The organism is Pseudomonas sp. 58 R 12, assembly GCF_900005865.1.
Classification (GTDB): domain Bacteria; phylum Pseudomonadota; class Gammaproteobacteria; order Pseudomonadales; family Pseudomonadaceae; genus Aquipseudomonas; species Aquipseudomonas tritici.
Genome location: NZ_CVTP01000021.1, coordinates 542,381 through 559,195, shown reverse-complemented (window position 1 = coordinate 559,195; position 16,815 = coordinate 542,381). Strand labels below are relative to the sequence as shown.

General features: G+C 59.9%; 22 protein-coding genes. 16 read left to right on the top strand and 6 right to left on the bottom strand.

Features of this window, described 5'->3' with window-relative positions:
- From BFP95_RS19850 to hisC, 7 genes are all read left to right on the top strand, one after another.
- Window positions 1-648, top strand: coding sequence for an MlaC/ttg2D family ABC transporter substrate-binding protein (locus tag BFP95_RS19850; protein WP_065875085.1), 648 nt, complete (start codon window positions 1-3; stop codon window positions 646-648).
- Window positions 645-950 (top strand): STAS domain-containing protein, encoded by a 306-nt coding sequence (locus BFP95_RS19845; RefSeq protein ID WP_065879608.1) that lies wholly within the window; start codon window positions 645-647, stop codon window positions 948-950. The genes BFP95_RS19850 and BFP95_RS19845 overlap by 4 nt, the downstream gene beginning before the upstream one ends.
- Window positions 951-1,064: 114 nt before the next feature.
- Window positions 1,065-1,304, top strand: coding sequence for a BolA family protein (locus BFP95_RS19840; protein WP_049709972.1), 240 nt, complete (start codon window positions 1,065-1,067; stop codon window positions 1,302-1,304).
- Window positions 1,305-1,327: 23 nt separating this feature from the next.
- Complete coding sequence (gene murA / locus BFP95_RS19835; protein ID WP_049709971.1) at window positions 1,328-2,593, top strand: UDP-N-acetylglucosamine 1-carboxyvinyltransferase; 1,266 nt, start codon at window positions 1,328-1,330, stop codon at window positions 2,591-2,593.
- A 234-nt stretch (window positions 2,594-2,827) separates the two neighbouring features.
- A complete protein-coding gene (gene hisG, locus BFP95_RS19830; RefSeq protein ID WP_049709970.1) occupies window positions 2,828-3,463 on the top strand; it encodes an ATP phosphoribosyltransferase in 636 nt (211 codons plus the stop codon).
- 127 nt (window positions 3,464-3,590) lie between these two features.
- Window positions 3,591-4,910 (top strand): histidinol dehydrogenase, encoded by a 1,320-nt coding sequence (gene hisD, locus BFP95_RS19825; RefSeq protein ID WP_065910595.1) that lies wholly within the window; start codon window positions 3,591-3,593, stop codon window positions 4,908-4,910.
- A 3-nt stretch (window positions 4,911-4,913) separates the two neighbouring features.
- A complete protein-coding gene (gene hisC, locus BFP95_RS19820) occupies window positions 4,914-5,966 on the top strand; it encodes a histidinol-phosphate transaminase (RefSeq protein WP_065890513.1) in 1,053 nt (350 codons plus the stop codon).
- A gap of 127 nt (window positions 5,967-6,093) precedes the next feature.
- On the opposite strand, the gene BFP95_RS19815 is transcribed toward hisC, so the two are convergent.
- Window positions 6,094-7,368, bottom strand: a complete 1,275-nt coding sequence (locus BFP95_RS19815) for a uracil-xanthine permease family protein (RefSeq protein WP_049709967.1) — start codon at window positions 7,366-7,368, stop codon at window positions 6,094-6,096.
- Between the two features lie 2 nt (window positions 7,369-7,370).
- Entirely contained in the window at window positions 7,371-8,009 is a 639-nt protein-coding gene (upp, locus tag BFP95_RS19810; protein WP_049709966.1) for a uracil phosphoribosyltransferase, read from the bottom strand.
- Between the two features lie 164 nt (window positions 8,010-8,173).
- On the opposite strand from upp, the gene BFP95_RS19805 reads away from it, so the two are divergent.
- The 4 genes from BFP95_RS19805 to BFP95_RS19790 all read left to right on the top strand — a co-directional run bounded on the left by BFP95_RS19805 (window position 8,174) and on the right by BFP95_RS19790 (window position 10,219).
- Window positions 8,174-8,731 carry a hypoxanthine-guanine phosphoribosyltransferase gene (locus BFP95_RS19805; protein WP_012722254.1) on the top strand — a complete coding sequence of 186 codons (558 nt, stop codon included), beginning with the start codon at window positions 8,174-8,176 and terminating at the stop codon, window positions 8,729-8,731.
- 3 nt (window positions 8,732-8,734) lie between these two features.
- Window positions 8,735-9,202 carry a WbuC family cupin fold metalloprotein gene (locus tag BFP95_RS19800; RefSeq protein WP_065879605.1) on the top strand — a complete coding sequence of 156 codons (468 nt, stop codon included), beginning with the start codon at window positions 8,735-8,737 and terminating at the stop codon, window positions 9,200-9,202.
- A 35-nt stretch (window positions 9,203-9,237) separates the two neighbouring features.
- Window positions 9,238-9,723, top strand: a complete 486-nt coding sequence (locus tag BFP95_RS19795; protein ID WP_065875079.1) for a hypothetical protein — start codon at window positions 9,238-9,240, stop codon at window positions 9,721-9,723.
- Window positions 9,724-9,931: 208 nt separating this feature from the next.
- The gene (locus BFP95_RS19790; protein ID WP_065875078.1) at window positions 9,932-10,219 is read left to right on the top strand and encodes a PA4642 family protein; all 288 of its coding nucleotides are present in this window, start codon (window positions 9,932-9,934) and stop codon (window positions 10,217-10,219) included.
- A 69-nt stretch (window positions 10,220-10,288) separates the two neighbouring features.
- Here the strand turns inward: BFP95_RS19790 and mqo are convergent, their stop codons facing one another.
- On the bottom strand, window positions 10,289-11,797 hold the full coding sequence (mqo, locus tag BFP95_RS19785; protein ID WP_065890512.1) for a malate dehydrogenase (quinone): 1,509 nt from the start codon (window positions 11,795-11,797) through the stop codon (window positions 10,289-10,291).
- Window positions 11,798-12,523: 726 nt separating this feature from the next.
- Window positions 12,524-12,757 (bottom strand): hypothetical protein, encoded by a 234-nt coding sequence (locus BFP95_RS19780; protein ID WP_065875076.1) that lies wholly within the window; start codon window positions 12,755-12,757, stop codon window positions 12,524-12,526.
- A 194-nt stretch (window positions 12,758-12,951) separates the two neighbouring features.
- Between BFP95_RS19780 and BFP95_RS19775 the strand changes: the two genes are divergently transcribed.
- Window positions 12,952-13,539, top strand: coding sequence for a YajG family lipoprotein (locus BFP95_RS19775; protein ID WP_065875075.1), 588 nt, complete (start codon window positions 12,952-12,954; stop codon window positions 13,537-13,539).
- 54 nt (window positions 13,540-13,593) lie between these two features.
- On the opposite strand, the gene BFP95_RS19770 is transcribed toward BFP95_RS19775, so the two are convergent.
- Window positions 13,594-13,803, bottom strand: coding sequence for a hypothetical protein (locus tag BFP95_RS19770; RefSeq protein ID WP_049709958.1), 210 nt, complete (start codon window positions 13,801-13,803; stop codon window positions 13,594-13,596).
- Between the two features lie 183 nt (window positions 13,804-13,986).
- Between BFP95_RS19770 and BFP95_RS19765 the strand changes: the two genes are divergently transcribed.
- A complete protein-coding gene (locus tag BFP95_RS19765; protein ID WP_065875074.1) occupies window positions 13,987-14,244 on the top strand; it encodes a hypothetical protein in 258 nt (85 codons plus the stop codon).
- Between the two features lie 123 nt (window positions 14,245-14,367).
- On the opposite strand, the gene BFP95_RS19760 is transcribed toward BFP95_RS19765, so the two are convergent.
- The gene (locus tag BFP95_RS19760; RefSeq protein WP_175402970.1) at window positions 14,368-15,531 is read right to left on the bottom strand and encodes a 1-acyl-sn-glycerol-3-phosphate acyltransferase; all 1,164 of its coding nucleotides are present in this window, start codon (window positions 15,529-15,531) and stop codon (window positions 14,368-14,370) included.
- A 133-nt stretch (window positions 15,532-15,664) separates the two neighbouring features.
- On the opposite strand from BFP95_RS19760, the gene BFP95_RS19755 reads away from it, so the two are divergent.
- The 3 genes from BFP95_RS19755 to BFP95_RS19745 are packed head-to-tail and all read left to right on the top strand — an operon-like array spanning window position 15,665 to window position 16,776.
- A complete protein-coding gene (locus tag BFP95_RS19755; RefSeq protein WP_065875072.1) occupies window positions 15,665-15,847 on the top strand; it encodes a CPXCG motif-containing cysteine-rich protein in 183 nt (60 codons plus the stop codon).
- Between the two features lie 11 nt (window positions 15,848-15,858).
- Window positions 15,859-16,119, top strand: coding sequence for a putative signal transducing protein (locus BFP95_RS19750; protein ID WP_065875071.1), 261 nt, complete (start codon window positions 15,859-15,861; stop codon window positions 16,117-16,119).
- A gap of 36 nt (window positions 16,120-16,155) precedes the next feature.
- The gene (locus tag BFP95_RS19745; protein ID WP_065875070.1) at window positions 16,156-16,776 is read left to right on the top strand and encodes an SOS response-associated peptidase; all 621 of its coding nucleotides are present in this window, start codon (window positions 16,156-16,158) and stop codon (window positions 16,774-16,776) included.
- Window positions 16,777-16,815: the final 39 nt, after the last annotated feature.

The following is a 16,815-nucleotide window of genomic DNA, read 5'->3' as shown; positions in this document are numbered from 1 at the left end:
ATGATCTCTACCTTGCGACGTGGCCTCCTGGTACTGCTTGCAGCGCTGCCGTTGATGGCCAACGCAGCAGGTTCTGCCCACGAATTGGTGCAGGACACAACCAACAAGATGTTGGCTGACCTGTCGGCCAACAAAGAAAAGTACAAACAAGATCCGAGTCAGTTCTACAACGCGCTCAATACTATTGTCGGTCCTGTTGTAGATGCCGAAGGCATTTCCCGCAGCATCATGACGGTCAAGTATTCGCGCAAGGCTACCCCGGCGCAGATGCAGACCTTTCAGGAAAACTTCAAGAAAGGCCTGTTCCAGTTCTATGGTAACGCGCTGCTTGAGTACAACAACCAGGGGATTACCGTCGCTCCAGCCGGGGATGAATCAGGTGATCGCACCAGCGTGAACATGAGCGTCAAGGGCAACAATGGCGCTGTCTACCCTGTGCAGTACACGCTGGAGAAGGTCAACGGCGAGTGGAAGCTGCGTAACGTGATCATCAATGGCATCAACATCGGCAAGCTATTCCGTGATCAGTTCGCTGATGCCATGCAACGCAATGGCAACGACCTGGACAAAACCATCAATGGTTGGGCCGGTGAAGTCGCCAAGGCCAAGGAAGAAACCGATAAAGCTGCCGGGAAACCCGCACAATGACCGAGTCGGCTGTTCGTCTCGGCGACGCCGGCGAGCTGTTCATCAGCGGCGTGCTGGATTACCGCACCGGGCCTGACCTGCGCAAGCAGGGCCAGGCACTGATCAACACCAGCGCTGCGCCTGCACTGGTGCTGGATTGTTCGGGTGTGACCAAGTCCAGCAGCGTTGGTTTGTCACTGCTGCTGTGCTTTATGCGTGACGCCCAAGCGGCGAATAAGCCGGTCAGCATCCGTGCGATGCCCGAAGACATGCGCGAAATTGCCGAAGTTTCCGAGCTGACCGAGCTGTTGGCGCATCCTTAATACACATTATTAGAGAAGCCCCCCGTCAGAGTCCTGCTAAGCGGGGTTCGCAGGCGCGGGGCTTTTTTGTATGATGTGCGACCCGCGCGCACTGGGCGCCGATAGAGGTTGATCATGCAGGCCCTAGAAGTTAAAAGCTTCCTTGAAGGAAAGCTGCCCGAAACGAGTGTTGAAGTCGAAGGCGAAGGCTGCAACTTCCAGCTGAATGTGATTAGCGATGAACTGGCGGCACTTAGCCCGGTCAAGCGTCAGCAGCAGATCTATGCCCATTTGAACCCGTGGATCACCGATGGCAGCATCCATGCGGTCACTATGAAATTTTTCAGCCGCGCGGCCTGGGCCGAGCGCACCTGAGCCCCCAAGGCGTCGAGATTCTTATGGATAAATTGATTATTACCGGCGGTGCCCGCCTTGATGGCGAGATCCGCATCTCCGGTGCAAAAAACTCTGCCTTGCCGATCCTGGCAGCGACCCTGCTGTGCGATGGCCCGGTCACCGTGGCCAACCTGCCGCACCTGCACGACATCACCACCATGATCGAACTGTTCGGTCGCATGGGCATCGAGCCGGTGATCGACGAGAAGCTGTCCGTCGAAATCGACCCACGCACCATCAAGACCCTGATCGCCCCGTACGAGTTGGTGAAAACCATGCGTGCGTCGATCCTGGTGCTCGGCCCGATGGTTGCCCGTTTCGGCGAAGCTGAAGTGGCATTACCTGGTGGTTGCGCCATTGGTTCGCGTCCGGTCGACCTGCACATCCGTGGCCTTGAAGCCATGGGCGCGACCATTGACGTCGAAGGCGGTTACATCAAGGCCAAGGCGCCGGAAGGCGGCTTGCGTGGCGCCAGCTTCTTCTTTGATACCGTCAGTGTGACCGGTACCGAGAACATCATGATGGCCGCTGCCCTGGCCAAAGGCCGCAGCGTGCTGCAAAACGCCGCCCGCGAGCCTGAAGTCGTCGACCTGGCGAACTTCCTGAACGCTATGGGCGCCAAGGTTTCCGGTGCTGGCACCGACACCATCACCATTGACGGTGTTGAGCGTCTGCACACGGCCACCTACAAGGTCATGCCGGACCGCATCGAAACCGGTACCTACCTGGTTGCCGCTGCCGTTACTGGTGGCCGCGTCAAGGTCAAGGACACCGATCCGACCATCCTGGAAGCGGTCCTGGAAAAACTGCGCGAAGCTGGCGCAGAAATCACCACCGGTGAAGACTGGATCGAGCTGAACATGCACGGCAAGCGTCCTAAGGCCGTCAACGTACGTACCGCTCCGTACCCGGCGTTCCCGACCGACATGCAAGCGCAGTTCATCTCCTTGAACGCCATTGCTGAAGGCACCGGTGCCGTGATCGAGACCATCTTCGAAAACCGCTTCATGCACGTGTATGAACTGCACCGCATGGGCGCGAAGATCCAGGTGGAAGGCAACACTGCCATCGTTACCGGTACCGAGAAACTCAAGGGCGCGCCAGTTATGGCCACCGACCTGCGTGCTTCGGCGAGCCTGGTGATCTCGGCGTTGATCGCTGAAGGCGACACTCTGATCGACCGCATCTACCACATAGACCGTGGCTACGAATGCATCGAAGAAAAACTGCAGATGCTCGGCGCTAAAATCCGCCGCGTACCGGGCTAGTCCCGGGCTGTTTGTAGTGAGCGGGCTTGCCCCGCGCTGGGTTGCGTAGCGACCCCAAAAAATGGGACTGCTGCGCAGTCCAGCGCGGGGCAAGCCCGCTCACTACAATGAGGTTTGCCGTTAAATGAGCGGTATGCTGAATTCGTTTCAAATCGAGGCTGTCATGGCCTCGATCTGTGTCTGGCGCCGTTTTGTGACCGGACAGCAATAGCCAGATGAAGGACTGACGCTTCCATGTTGACCATCGCACTGTCCAAGGGCCGCATCCTTGACGACACGTTGCCGCTTCTGGCTGAAGCGGGCATCGTGCCGACCGAGAATCCGGACAAGAGCCGCAAGCTGATCATTCCCACGACCCAGGACGATGTTCGCCTGTTGATCGTGCGGGCTACCGACGTGCCGACCTACGTTGAGCATGGCGCGGCCGACCTCGGCGTCGCCGGTAAAGACGTGCTGATGGAATACGGTGGCCAGGGCCTTTACGAGCCGTTGGACCTGCGTATCGCCCTGTGCAAGCTGATGACCGCCGGCCGCGTCGGTGACGTCGAGCCCAAGGGCCGCCTGCGCGTGGCCACCAAGTTCGTCAACGTTGCCAAGCGTTACTACGCCGAACAAGGCCGTCAGGTCGACATCATCAAGCTCTACGGCTCGATGGAGCTGGCGCCGCTGATCGGCCTGGCCGACAAAATCATCGACGTGGTCGACACCGGCAACACCCTGCGTGCCAACGGCCTCGAGCCCCAGGAATTCATTGCCGACATCAGCTCTCGCCTGGTTGTCAACAAAGCATCGATGAAGATGCAGCACGCCCGTATCCAGGCGTTGATCGACACCCTGCGCAAGGCAGTGGAGTCGCGACACCGCGGTTGACTCACCCGCGTAGCTGAAAGGCTGCGCCCGTCTATCCGCCTCATAGCCAGAATTCTCAGGTGCCCAAGCGGAGCGAACGGTAGTTTAGGGCGCCTGAGTTTTTTGCCAATCCTATGAGGCCCTCGCTATGACCACGTCCACTGCAATTGCCCGACTCAACGCTGCCGACCCGGATTTCGCCCATCATCTGGATCATCTGTTGAGCTGGGAAAGCGTGTCCGACGACTCGGTCAACCAGCGGGTGCTCGACATCATCAAGGCCGTGCGCGAGCGCGGTGATGCGGCGCTGGTGGACTTCACCCGTCAGTTTGACGGGCTGGACGTCAAGTCCATGTCCGACCTGATCCTGCCCCGCGAACGCCTGGAGTTGGCGCTGACGCGTATTACCGCGCCGCAGCGAGAAGCCCTGGAAGTGGCGGCAACGCGGGTGCGCAGCTATCACGAAAAGCAGAAACAAGACTCTTGGAGCTACACCGAGGCAGACGGCACTGTACTGGGCCAGAAGGTCACGCCACTGGACCGCGCCGGCCTTTACGTGCCGGGCGGGAAGGCGTCGTACCCATCGTCGGTCTTGATGAACGCGATCCCGGCGAAAGTGGCGGGCGTGACCGAAGTGGTCATGGTCGTGCCAACGCCGCGCGGTGAAATCAACGAGCTGGTATTGGCCGCCGCCTGCATTGCCGGCGTCGACCGCGTTTTCACCATCGGTGGCGCGCAAGCCGTTGCCGCCCTGGCCTATGGCACCGAAAGCGTGCCGAAGGTCGATAAGGTGGTTGGTCCCGGCAACATCTACGTCGCCACCGCCAAGCGTCACGTGTTTGGCCAGGTCGGTATCGACATGATCGCCGGCCCATCGGAAATCCTCGTGGTATGCGACGGCCAGACCGATCCGGACTGGATCGCCATGGACCTGTTCTCCCAGGCCGAGCACGATGAAGACGCCCAGGCGATCCTGGTCAGCCCGGACGCCGAGTTCCTCGACCAAGTGGCGGCCAGCATCAATAAGCTGCTGCCGACCATGGAGCGTGCCGAGATTATCGAGAAATCGATCAATGGCCGTGGCGCGCTGATCCTGGTGCGTGACATGGAGCAGGCCATCGAAGTGGCCAACCGTATCGCGCCGGAGCACTTGGAGTTGTCCGTGGCCGACCCACAAGCCTGGTTGCCATCGATTCGCCACGCTGGTGCGATCTTCATGGGTCGCCACACCAGCGAAGCGCTGGGTGACTATTGCGCAGGCCCGAACCACGTGCTGCCGACCTCCGGCACCGCGCGTTTCTCCTCGCCACTGGGCGTGTACGACTTCCAGAAGCGTTCGTCGATCATCTTCTGCTCGCCGCAGGGCGCTTCCGAGTTGGGCAAGACCGCCTCGGTACTGGCCCGTGGTGAATCCCTGAGTGCCCACGCCCGTAGCGCTGAATACCGCATCCTTGAAGAGGGGAACTGAGATATGAGCAAATTCTGGAGCCCCTTCGTCAAAGACCTCGTGCCTTACGTGCCTGGCGAACAACCGAAGCTGACCAAGCTGGTCAAGCTCAACACCAATGAAAACCCCTACGGCCCGTCGCCCAAGGCGTTGGCCGCGATGCAGGCCGAGCTGAACGACAACCTGCGCCTGTACCCGGACCCCAACAGCGACCTGCTCAAGCAGGCCGTGGCCAAGTATTACGCGATCGACGCCAGTAAGGTCTTCCTCGGCAACGGTTCCGATGAAGTCCTCGCACACATTTTCCACGGCCTGTTCCAGCACGAACTACCGCTGTTGTTTCCGGATATCAGCTACAGCTTCTACCCGGTTTACTGCGGCCTCTACGGCATCAAGTCCGACCCGGTGCCGCTGGACGAACAGTTCCAGATTCGCGTGGCGGATTACGCCAGGCCCAACGGCGGGATTATCTTCCCCAACCCGAACGCGCCTACCGGTTGCGTGCTGGCACTGGATGCGGTGGAGCAGATCCTCAAGGCCAACCCGGACTCGGTGGTAGTAGTGGATGAAGCCTATATCGACTTCGGCGGCGAAACCGCGATCAGCCTGGTGGATCGCTACCCGAACCTGCTGGTGACCCAGACGCTGTCCAAATCGCGCTCACTGGCCGGTTTGCGCGTGGGCCTGGCCGTGGGCCACCCGGACCTGATCGAGGCGCTGGAGCGGGTCAAGAACAGCTTCAACTCTTATCCGCTGGATCGCCTGGCGATTGTCGGCGCGGCGGCAGCGTTCGAGGACCGTGAGTACTTCGAGAAGACGTGCCAGTTGGTCATCGACAGCCGCGACAAGGTGGTTGCGCAGTTGGAGGCAAAAGGTTTTGAAGTGTTGCCGTCGGCGGCCAACTTTATCTTTGCTCGCCACCCTCAACATGACGCTGCTGGCCTGGCGGCCAAGTTGCGTGAGCAGGGTGTGATCGTGCGGCACTTCAAGCAGGCGCGGATTGCCCAGTTCCTGCGGATCAGCATCGGTACGCCGGAGCAGAACCAGGCGCTGATTGATGGGCTTGGTGAGCTTTAACGTTCACTGAAAATCAAATGTGGGAGCTGGCTTGCCTGCGATAGCGGTGTATCAAACGACAACTATGTCGCCTGTTACTCCGCTATCGCAGGCAAGCCAGCTCCCACACTGATTTGCGTTGTGTCAGTTAGAGCAACGGCTCATCCGGCTTCTTGTTTTTCCAGCCATCATTGCCCGGCAGCAGCAGGTTCAAACCAATCGCTACCACCGCACACAGGGCGATGCCCTTGAGGCCGAAGTCATCCGGGCCGGTGCCGGTGCCGACCAGCACACCGCCAATCCCGAACACCAACGTCACCGACACAATCACTAGGTTGCGCGCTTCGCCCAGGTCGATTTTGTGGCGGATCAGCGTGTTCATCCCCACTGCGGCAATCGAGCCGAATAGCAGGCACAGAATCCCGCCCATCACTGGCACCGGAATGCTCTGCAGCAATGCGCCGAACTTACCGATAAACGCCAGGCTGATGGCAAACACCGCCGCCCAGGTCATGATCTTCGGGTTGTAGTTCTTGGTCAGCATCACCGCGCCAGTCACTTCGGCGTAGGTGGTGTTCGGCGGGCCGCCAAACAGGCCGGCAGCTGTGGTGGCGATGCCGTCACCCAATAGCGTGCGGTGCAGGCCAGGCTTCTTCAGGTAGTCACGACCGGTCACGCTGCCGACTGCAATCACACCGCCGATATGCTCGATCGCCGGGGCCAGGGCCACCGGAACGATAAACAGGATCGCCTGCCAGTTGAACTCCGGCGCGGTGAAGTGGGGCAGGGCGAACCAGGGTGCGGCGGCGATCTTTGCCGTGTCGACCACGCCAAAGTAGAACGCCATGGCAAAACCCACCAGCACGCCGGAAATGATCGGCACCAGGCGGAAAATGCCTTTGCCGAACACCGCCACGATCAGCGTGGTCAGCAGCGCCGGCATCGAGATCATCATTGCCGTCTGGTAATGAATCAGCTCGGCACCGTCGCCGGATTTACCCATCGCCATGTTGGCGGCAATCGGCGCCATGGCCAGGCCGATGGAAATAATCACCGGCCCGATCACCACAGGCGGCAGCAACCGGTCGATGAAACCGGTGCCCTTGATCTTCACCGCAGCGCCCAGGAACGTATAAACGAAACCGGCCGCCATCACCCCGCCCATGGTCGCGGCGAGGCCGAACTGCTGTTTGGCGAGAATGATCGGCGTGATAAACGCAAAGCTCGACGCCAAAAAGACCGGCACCTGCCGCCCTGTCACCACCTGGAACAACAACGTGCCCAGGCCGGCAGTGAACAGTGCAACGTTTGGATCAAGACCTGTGATCAGCGGCATCAACACCAGCGCGCCAAATGCCACGAAGAGCATTTGTGCGCCAGACAGGATCTGGCGCCAAAGCGGGTCGTTGAATTCATCCTGCATGCTCAACCGTCCTTCTGCTTGGTACCGAAGATCTTGTCACCGGCATCGCCCAAGCCTGGGATGATGTAGCCGTGTTCATTCAGGCGCTCGTCGATGGACGCGGTGTAGATCTGCACGTCCGGGTGGGCCTTCTCGACGGCGGCGATGCCTTCGGGCGCGGCCACCAGCACCATGGCGCGGATGTCCTTGCAACCGGCTTTTTTCAGCAGGTCGATGGTGGCAACCATGGAGCTGCCGGTGGCGAGCATCGGGTCGATGATCATCGCCAGGCGCTCGTTGATTTCCGGAACGAGTTTTTCCAGGTAAGTGTGGGCCTGCAAGGTTTCTTCATTGCGGGCCACGCCCACGGCGCTGACTTTGGCGCCGGGGATCAGGCTGAGCACGCCTTCGAGCATGCCGATACCGGCGCGCAGGATCGGCACGACGGTGATTTTCTTACCGGCGATTTTCTCGACCTGCACGGTACCGGCCCAACCTTCGATGTCGTAGGTTTCCAGGGGTAAATCTTTAGTGGCTTCGTAAGTCAGCAACGCTCCGACTTCCTGAGCAAGCTCACGGAAGTTCTTCGTGCTAATGTCGGCGCGGCGCATAAGGCCGAGCTTGTGTCGGATCAGCGGATGGCGGATCTCGCGAGTGGGCATGGGGATGGCTCCGGCGGCGGGCAAAAAAACCGGCCTAGATTAATCTATCCGAGGGTGTTGTCCTATAGACATCTAGTACGTTAGTCCATTAAGGCTTGCCCGGAGCGCACGAGAAGCGTACCTTCGCCCGCTTTTCTTGCCACAGCACCCCCTTGGAGAGCGCCATGTCCGCTGATCTCGAGCATATCCGTCAAATCATGCGCGAGGCTGACTGCCTGTACACCGAAGCGCAAGTCGAAGAGGCAATCGCCAAGGTCGGCGCGCACATCACCCGCGAAATGGCTGACACCAACCCGGTGGTTTTCTGCGTGATGAACGGTGGTCTGATCTTCGCTGGCAAATTGCTCACCCACCTGCAATTCCCGCTCGAAGCGTCCTACCTGCACGCCACCCGCTATCGCAACGAAACCAGCGGCGGCGACCTGTTTTGGAAAGCCAAGCCGGAAGTCTCGTTCATCGACCGCGACGTGCTGATCATCGACGACATCCTCGACGAAGGTCACACCCTCGGCGCGATCATTGACTTCTGCAAGCACGCTGGCGCGCGCAAAGTGCACACTGCCGTGCTGATCGACAAAGACCACGACCGCAAGGCCCGCCCAGAGCTGAAAGCCGATTTCGTTGGCCTGCCGTGCATCGACCGCTACATCTTCGGTTACGGCATGGACTACAAAGGCTACTGGCGCAACGCCAATGGGATCTACGCCGTCAAAGGGATGTAAGCCATGACCCGCTTTCTTGATCAGACGCTGTTTGCCGAATTGGCCGAGAAAGCGGGCGCCAGCCCCCGTGGCCGGCACCATCACAACTTCCACCAGATGGAAGAGCCCTGCCATCGCCTGGCCGTGGGCCTGCAGTCCAGCACCTATGTGCCGCCGCATCGGCACCTGAGTGCGGACAAGGCGGAAACCTTGCTCGTGCTTCAGGGCAGCCTGGGTCTGCTGGTGTTCAGCGAAACCGGCGAGGTGCTGGCCAAGCGCGTCATGCAGGCGGGGGGCGAATGCGCGGGTGTGGATCTGCCACCCGGTGTGTTTCACGGTTTGGTGGTGCTGGAGCCCGACACGGTGATGTTCGAGTGCAAAGCCGGACCTTATCGCCCGGTAGGCGAGGGTGAGCTGGCCGATTGGGCGCCGCGTGAAGGCGAGGCTGGTGTGGCCGCGTATCAACGTTGGATGCTTGCCCAGTTCGATTGAGCTACAGTGCTGGGCTATCTCGCACGGAGCGGCCCATGAACCTGTTGATACGTACCTGCGCCGCCCTGGCGTTGACCCTCAGTTTGCCCCTGGCCGCCGCGCCTGCGCCGTTGCACAGCCAATTCCTGCCCTCCGACGATCTGGCCCTGCGCGCCGAAGCCCCGGACCAGCAGCAATTGTTGCAAGTCACCGAGTACGCGGTGGTGGTGGGTAACCAGCGCCAGTCCAGCCAGCAACCGATCCCGGTCACCTCGCCGCTGATGATCCGCCTTAAGGGCAAGTCCCTGAACAAAGGCGCGACCATCAGCCAAGTGGTGCTCAACTTCGATGCGGAAAGCAAAAGCCTGAAAAAGCCGGTCTACGACGACAAGAGCAAGACCCTGACTTTGTCCTACCCGGTGGCCCAGTACCGAGTGATCGTCGACCTGCTGCGCAATGACACGGTGTATGTGCAGTTCCTGAGTTATGCCAATGGGCATATCTGGGCGGATTTGCATACCGGTGCCGTTCGCGCGAAGTAGTCAGGCGACACAGATTCCACTATGTGGATGCAATTAATGTGGGAGCTGGCTTGCCTGCGATAGCGTTGTATCAGTGACAGAGGGGCCCGTTGACCCACCGCTATCGCAGGCAAGCCAGCTCCCACATGAGTGTTTGGTTGTTTTCGAAGGTGGTGTCTCACAGGTAGACTTCAAACCCCGTGTAAATGTCTGCAGGCTGGAGTCGGTAATGCGTAAAGATAAGAAACAGGTGATTGGTGACGAGATTGGCGACGATCAGATCAAGTTGTTCCTCGACTTCGAACCGGTTGACGCGACTTCCCCGTCCCTGCACAAACTGATCAAAGCCTACCGTGGCCTGCGTATCGACGACTTTGAGCGCTTCCTGGGTTTCTTCAAGGAAGCCGGCCTGGACCTGGACGGCAAGGATGAGCATGGCCAGACCTTCGTCGACCTGATCAAGGACCAGCGTCACGCAGACGAGTACATCGAGTTGATCAACAACGCTCGCGGTTGATTCTCCAGGCAATAAAAAACGCCCCGTTCTCATGCCGAGAGCGGGGCGTTTTTTTATTGCCTTAAGGCCTCAAGCGTAGCTCTCGGTCTCGGCAGCAGGCTCAACCAGTTCCAGGCTGATGTTGTTCTGCTCATTGATCTTGCGATACAGCTCGGCATCCGTTTCCAGGACCTTTTCCCGAGCCGGGAAGATCTCGTGCAGCTTGGCCGCCCACTCTCCGGCAGCCTTGGCCGGGAAGCAGCGTTCGATCAGGTCGAGCATGATCGAAACGGTCACCGAAGCGCCAGGAGATGCGCCCAGCAGTGCCGCGAGCGAGCCGTCTTTGGCCGCGACCAGTTCGGTGCCGAATTGCAGTACGCCGCCTTTTTTCGGGTCTTTCTTGATGATCTGTACCCGTTGGCCGGCCACTTCCAGGCGCCAGTCTTCGGCTTTGGCTTCGGGGTAGAAGCGGCGCAGGGACTCCAGGCGCTGCTCCATGGACTGCATCACTTCGCTGACCAGGTACTTGGTCAGGTCCATGTTGTCGCGGGCCACGGCGAGCATCGGGCCAATGTTGCCGGCGCGAACCGACAGTGGCAGGTCAAGGAACGAGCCGTGCTTGAGGAACTTGGTGGTGAAGCCGGCATAGGGCCCAAACAGCAGGGATTTTTTGCCTTCCACTACGCGAGTGTCCAAGTGCGGCACGGACATCGGCGGCGAACCCACGGCGGCCTGGCTGTAGACCTTGGCCTCGTGGTGCTTGACCACTTCCGGGTTGTCGCAACGCAGCCATTGGCCGCTGACCGGGAAACCGCCAAAACCTTTGCTTTCTTCGATACCCGAGGCTTGCAGCAGCGGCAGCGCCGCGCCACCGGCGCCGAGGAACACGAACTTGGCGTCCACTTCACGGCTGTTGCCGCTGTTGACGTCCTTGATGCTGACGGTCCAGCCCGCGCCGTTGCGCTTGAGGCCGGTCACACGCTTGCTGTACTTGACCTGGGCGTCTGCCGAGCTGGTCAGGTGGCTGAGCAGTTGGTTGGTCAGCGCGCCGAAGTTGACGTCGGTGCCGTTCATGACACGGGTCGCCGCGATTTTTTCGTCGAGCGGGCGGCCCGGCATCATCAGCGGCATCCACTCGGCCATCTCGCTACGGTCTTCGGTGTAGTGCATGTCCGAAAACGCGTGGTGCTGGCTGAGGGTTTCAAAGCGCTTCTTGAGGAAGGACACGCCTTTTTCGCCCTGTACGAAGCTCAGGTGCGGCACCGGACTGATAAAAGATTTGGACGAGCCAAAGGTGCCCTTTTTGGTCAGGTACGCCCAGAACTGTTTCGACACCTCGAACTGGGTGTTGATGTGCACGGCTTTCTTGATGTCGATGGAGCCATCGGCAGCCTGCGGTGTGTAGTTCAGCTCACACAGCCCGGCGTGGCCGGTACCGGCGTTGTTCCACGGGTTGGAACTCTCCGCGGCACCCGAATCCATCAGCTCAACGACTTCCAGCTTGAGGCCGGGGTCGAGCTCTTTGAGCAGTACGGCCAGGGTGGCGCTCATGATGCCGGCCCCTACCAATACTACGTCGACTGCTTCGTTATGCGCCATTTAACGCGTCTCCAAAATCTGCAGCACCAAATTGACGGCATGGCTGCCAGGAGTGACGGGGCGGTTCACGTGTTGCCCCAGGTTACCCATGGCCAGGATCGCCATGTCCGTTTCGCAATTCTTTGCAACTTCAGCACACGCTTCCTGCCGGGCTAATCTGCCTATGAACGCATTCATGGGCGCCTGTGGCAATTCGACTTATGGTCAAAACGTGTGATCTGTGCAATCAATCCGTAGCGGACAGGCTCAAGCTCCGATTTTCAAGGAGTACTCGGTCCTGTGTGGTTGGGCTGTTCCAGACGCTGATGGTGCTTGTACAAACGCCAAACTATTCATTTGCTCGCCACACTCTTGTGAAGTTGTGAAAACCCGTTTTTTCACGCTCTTTTGAAGACGTGAACCTCAAAAAAGGGCTGCCCCAGCCTGGCACCTGGCCCGGAAAACCTTGCCGACATGCGGCAAAACGGGCAAACAACTCAAGTGGCCGAGCGCAATGGCAGCTCTGGCAGATTCGGCAAAGACGGGTGGTTTGCAAAGAAAACAGCAAGCGCGCCAGCTTCACTCGATCTGTGTGGGCGGCTCTCTGTGGGCGATTCTTGGGGTTAATACCGAGGCATTAACGATGCTGCGAGGCCCGATCAGGAGACGTCCTTATAATCGGGGGGAGATTGTAGCGAAGAACGCTGGGGAAATGGGCGTGTTTTATGACTTTTATTAGGCGTTCGGTCAGGCAGCCAACGGCTGATGCCGTGACGACCGCGCTGGACGTGGGCTGACGCGGGCGCGAGCGGGCAGTGGGTGGTGCATCCAGCTCAGGCGAATCTCATCGATTTCTACCCAACCGTCGCCTACGGGCGGCTGGCAGCATTCTTTGAATGCCTGGCAACGACCTTGTGCATCGAGCAGGGCGAACTGACGAAGGGCCGGCTTGCGCGTAAACAATGACCAAAGAAACTGCATGACGATTGACCTCCTGAGATTGAGGCCAAGCATGCCTGCGCTGGATGACGAGCCCATGTAACGGGTGTGACATCTCGGTGACAGCGAACCGCGCTCCACACGTGGGGTCACAGGTTGTAACTGATGCTAGTTCCCCGCAGTGGCGCCCCGCTATACTGCCGGCCTGTCGGATCATGATTTCTGGAGAGAAGCGCATGTTGCAACGCCTGTTGTTCGGTTTGATCACTGTGACCAGCTTGACCCTGGTGGGCTGCGCCAACAGCCCGCAACAACTGACCCCGGAACCGAAACTCACCACGCAGTTGGCCCCGGTGGGCCACGGCCAGGCGGTGTCGGTGCGGGTGGTGGATGGTCGTCCATCGCCTACGCTCGGCTCGCGCGGCGGCCTGTACCCGGAAACCGCTCTGATCTCGGTGAACGCTCAAGACGTGCTGCCCAAGCTGCAGGCCCAGGCTGAAGCCGCCGTGCGCTTGCTGGGTTTCACCCCAAGCGCCAATGCACCGGGCGCTCCGCAATTGACGATCACCCTGGCTGAATTGAAGTATCAATCGCCTAAGGACGGCCTGTACGTGACCGAAGCTTCCATCGGCGCGACGTTCAAGTCCGACGTCACCGCGGGTACCCGTCGCTACAGCGGTCGCTACGGCGCCTCCCTGAACCAGCGTTTCGGCATGTCGCCGAACCAGGAAACCAATACCAAGTTGGTCAGCGACGTCCTGAGTGACGCCTTGACCCGACTGTTCAAAGACCCAAGCATCGGTTCGTTGCTCAGCGCGCAATAAACGATTGTTAAAAAACCGGGCTCGGTTGAGTCCGGTTTTTTTTCGCCTCCTGTTTCACGCGGCGGTGTCGATACAGAAGTCCAGCAGGCTCACCCCCGTTAACAGATCGGTCTCCGGAAGGTCCGCATGCTGGTGCCCGCCAAGGGCGCAATACACCAGCCAGTGGCGATCCTGGACGTTGAAAGCCAGGCCGCCGATCAGCGCTTCCTGCTCATCGCTTTGGGCGACCAGATACAGCCGATCCTGGTTTTGCGCGTGCAACATGACAAGCTCCTGAGGCGTCAAAGGGCAACAGAGTGGACTGTTAAGGTGACGTTCAGGTGACGCTCTAAATTACTGGATACATTAACCGTCAATGGGGAAGGGAGCCGTTTCGGTGCCGGACGCCACTATCGTTCAGGTTGGTAGCTGAGCTGATACCAAGACACTGTTCCACTGAGGTTTGCAATGGCGCTGTCCGCACTACTGATCAATGTTGTAGCGTTAGCGGTAGCGTGCCCGGGTGCAGCGCTGCTGTTCATCACGCGCCTGCGCGAACAACGCGCGATGGCCGACCTGGCCGCGCAAGGCGAAGACCGTGCGATCGATCAACCGATGTTGTTTCTGGATGTGCGCACCGAGCGCGCGCACCGGGTGGCTTACCGTATTGGGTTTGCCTGCCTGGGGTTGGCGTTGGCTATTTCCTGGTTCAGTACCCACCTCTAAAAACGCCATAAAACAAATGTGGGAGCTGGCTTGCCTGCGATAGCATCACCGAGGTGTGACTGATCCACCGAGGTGTCTGCATCGCAGGCAAGCCAGCTCCCACACAAGCCAGCGCTCATAGCGTCAGAGCGGTATGCCGGCCTTGACCCGATACTGATTCCGCACCGGCGTAGCGTATTGCACCACCAGGAACGGTCGGTGCTCGGCCGGGCACTCGTTCAAGCGCCGCTCCCATTCTGCCTTCGCCTTGGCCAGTTCGTCGGCCGGGAATACCTCGGCCGCCGTCGGCACCTGCAATTGCGGGTCGGCGTCGCTCCATTGGGCATACGCCAGGTAATGCACCGGGAACAGTCGGTAACCGCCGAGAATCTGCCGATCCATTTCCACCGCCAACAGTTTGGTATCTTCGAAACGCTCGGTGATCGGCGGCGCAAAGTTGATGTGCACCCGCCCCTTGTAGCCCGTGATGCCAAGGGCGATGCTCACGTCATCCTCGCCCGGCGCCTTGCTGTAGGTGCCGGTGGTGGCGCGGATGTACAGCTCGCGAGCCTTGGCGGTATCGCACGGGTCGTACTCGTAGCTGATCGACACCGGCGTCAGGTTCAACGACTGGATGACCTCGGCAAACGGCTCATCCTTGCGGCTGACGTGGAACATCTTGAGGATCGCCGATTCGGTGCGATCATCCCCATCCTTGGCGCGCCCTTCGGCCTGGGCAATCCAGATCGATTGGCAGTCGTTGCGGATCGAATGGTTGATGTAGGCTGACAGCAGGTTGAATGCCGCCATCTTTTCCTTTCGCCCGGTGATCGAGCGGTGCACGATAAAGCTCTTGTTCAGGCGCATCAGGTCACTGACAAACGGCTTTTGCAGCAGGTTGTCGCCGATGGCGATGCGCGGCGTCGGCAGGCCGGCGTGGTACACGGCGTAGTTGACGAAGGCCGGGTCCATCACGATATCGCGGTGGTTGGCGAGGAACAGGTAGGCGGTGCCGGACTTGAGCTGCTCGACGCCGGTGTAGGTCACGCCGTCGGTCGCGCGGTCAATGGTGTGGTCGACGTAGTACTCGACTTTGTCCTGCAAGGTCGCAACGGTGGTGACGCCGGCGAATTCACGGCGCAGTTTGCGGGCGATCATCGGCTTGAGCAGCCAGCCCAGGGCGCCGGCAAAGCGCGGGAAGCGGAAGTGGGTCAGGATGTCCAGAAAGGCCTTGTCACTGAACAGGCGTGCCAGCACTGCCGGGACTTCGCTGTCGTTGTAAGGTCGGATGGTATCGAATTCGCCCATCATGCTCTCTTGTTAGAAACGGCTAGGGTAAGTAAAGGAAATACCAGGGTGCGGCCTGAGTAATGGGCTCAGCCGAAATATAACCCTGTAAATAGACCGGCGATTATACGCACAAGTCACCTTGGAGGCTGCGATGCTGGAAACTGCGACGTACGATTGTCCTTATTGTGGTGAAGAGGTCGAGACAACGGTGGATTTGTCCGGCGGCGATCAGACGTATATAGAAGACTGTCAGGTGTGTTGCCGGCCAATCAGTTTCAATCTACAGGTGCATGGCGACGAGTGGATGCTCGAAACCCGTAGCGAAAACGAATAACAGGTACGCCCATGCAGCGAATCTACGAACCGGAAAACCTGATGGAAGGCGAGTTGCTGCAACAGATGCTCGCCAGCGAAGGTATCGAGGCCCACCTGGTGGGCCGGCATTTGCTCGGCGGCACCGGCGAACTGCCCATCTTCGGCTTGCTGGGCCTGGAGGTGGACAACGACCGGGCCGTGGACGCGCGTGAACTGATCACCGCCTACATCGGCGCGCAACCCCTGCCGGGTGATGAACCTGACAGCTTCCCCGGCGTTCTGGTCTGTTAGGCTGTCGGTCGGTTTACCCAAGAGTCATGTTGCCCCATGTGTGGACGTTATGCCCTGTTTCGCTGGAACCCCGCTTTTGCTGCCTTGCCGGGTTTCCCGGCCGACCAGCAGGCCCAGTGGAACATCTCCCCGAACGATTCGGTGCTGATCCAGCGCACCACCGACGGCCAGCTCACCCTGGCGCGGGCCCGCTGGGGCCTGACACCGCCCTGGCTGACCGACCTTTCGCGCACGCCGGCCCATGCCCGCGCCGAAACCCTGGCCGAACAACCGATGTTTCGCGAAGCGTTCCGCCTGCGCCGTTGCCTGCTGCCGGCCAATGGGTTCTACGAATGGCGCGGCACCCAGCGCAAACGTCCGTACTGGCTGACGCCAGGAGAGGGTTCCACCTTGTTTTTTGCCGCGATCTGGGAAGCGTATCCGGTGCAGGAACAGGTGTGGCTGAGCACGGCGGTGGTGACCCAGGCTGCGCAGAGCCAGCGTCGGCCGCTGATCCTGGATGCGGCGGGGCAGGCGGCCTGGCTCAATCCCGAAACACCGTTGCACGTGTTGCAAGGGCTATTGGCAAGTGAACCCACCGCGTTGCGCGAGCGGGTGCTGGCCAACATGGTCAATGATCCGAAGCTCAATGGGCCGGAGTGCTTGACCCCGGCGTGATCCCGTAGGGTGTGTATTGGCTTGCCTGCGATGGGGTCC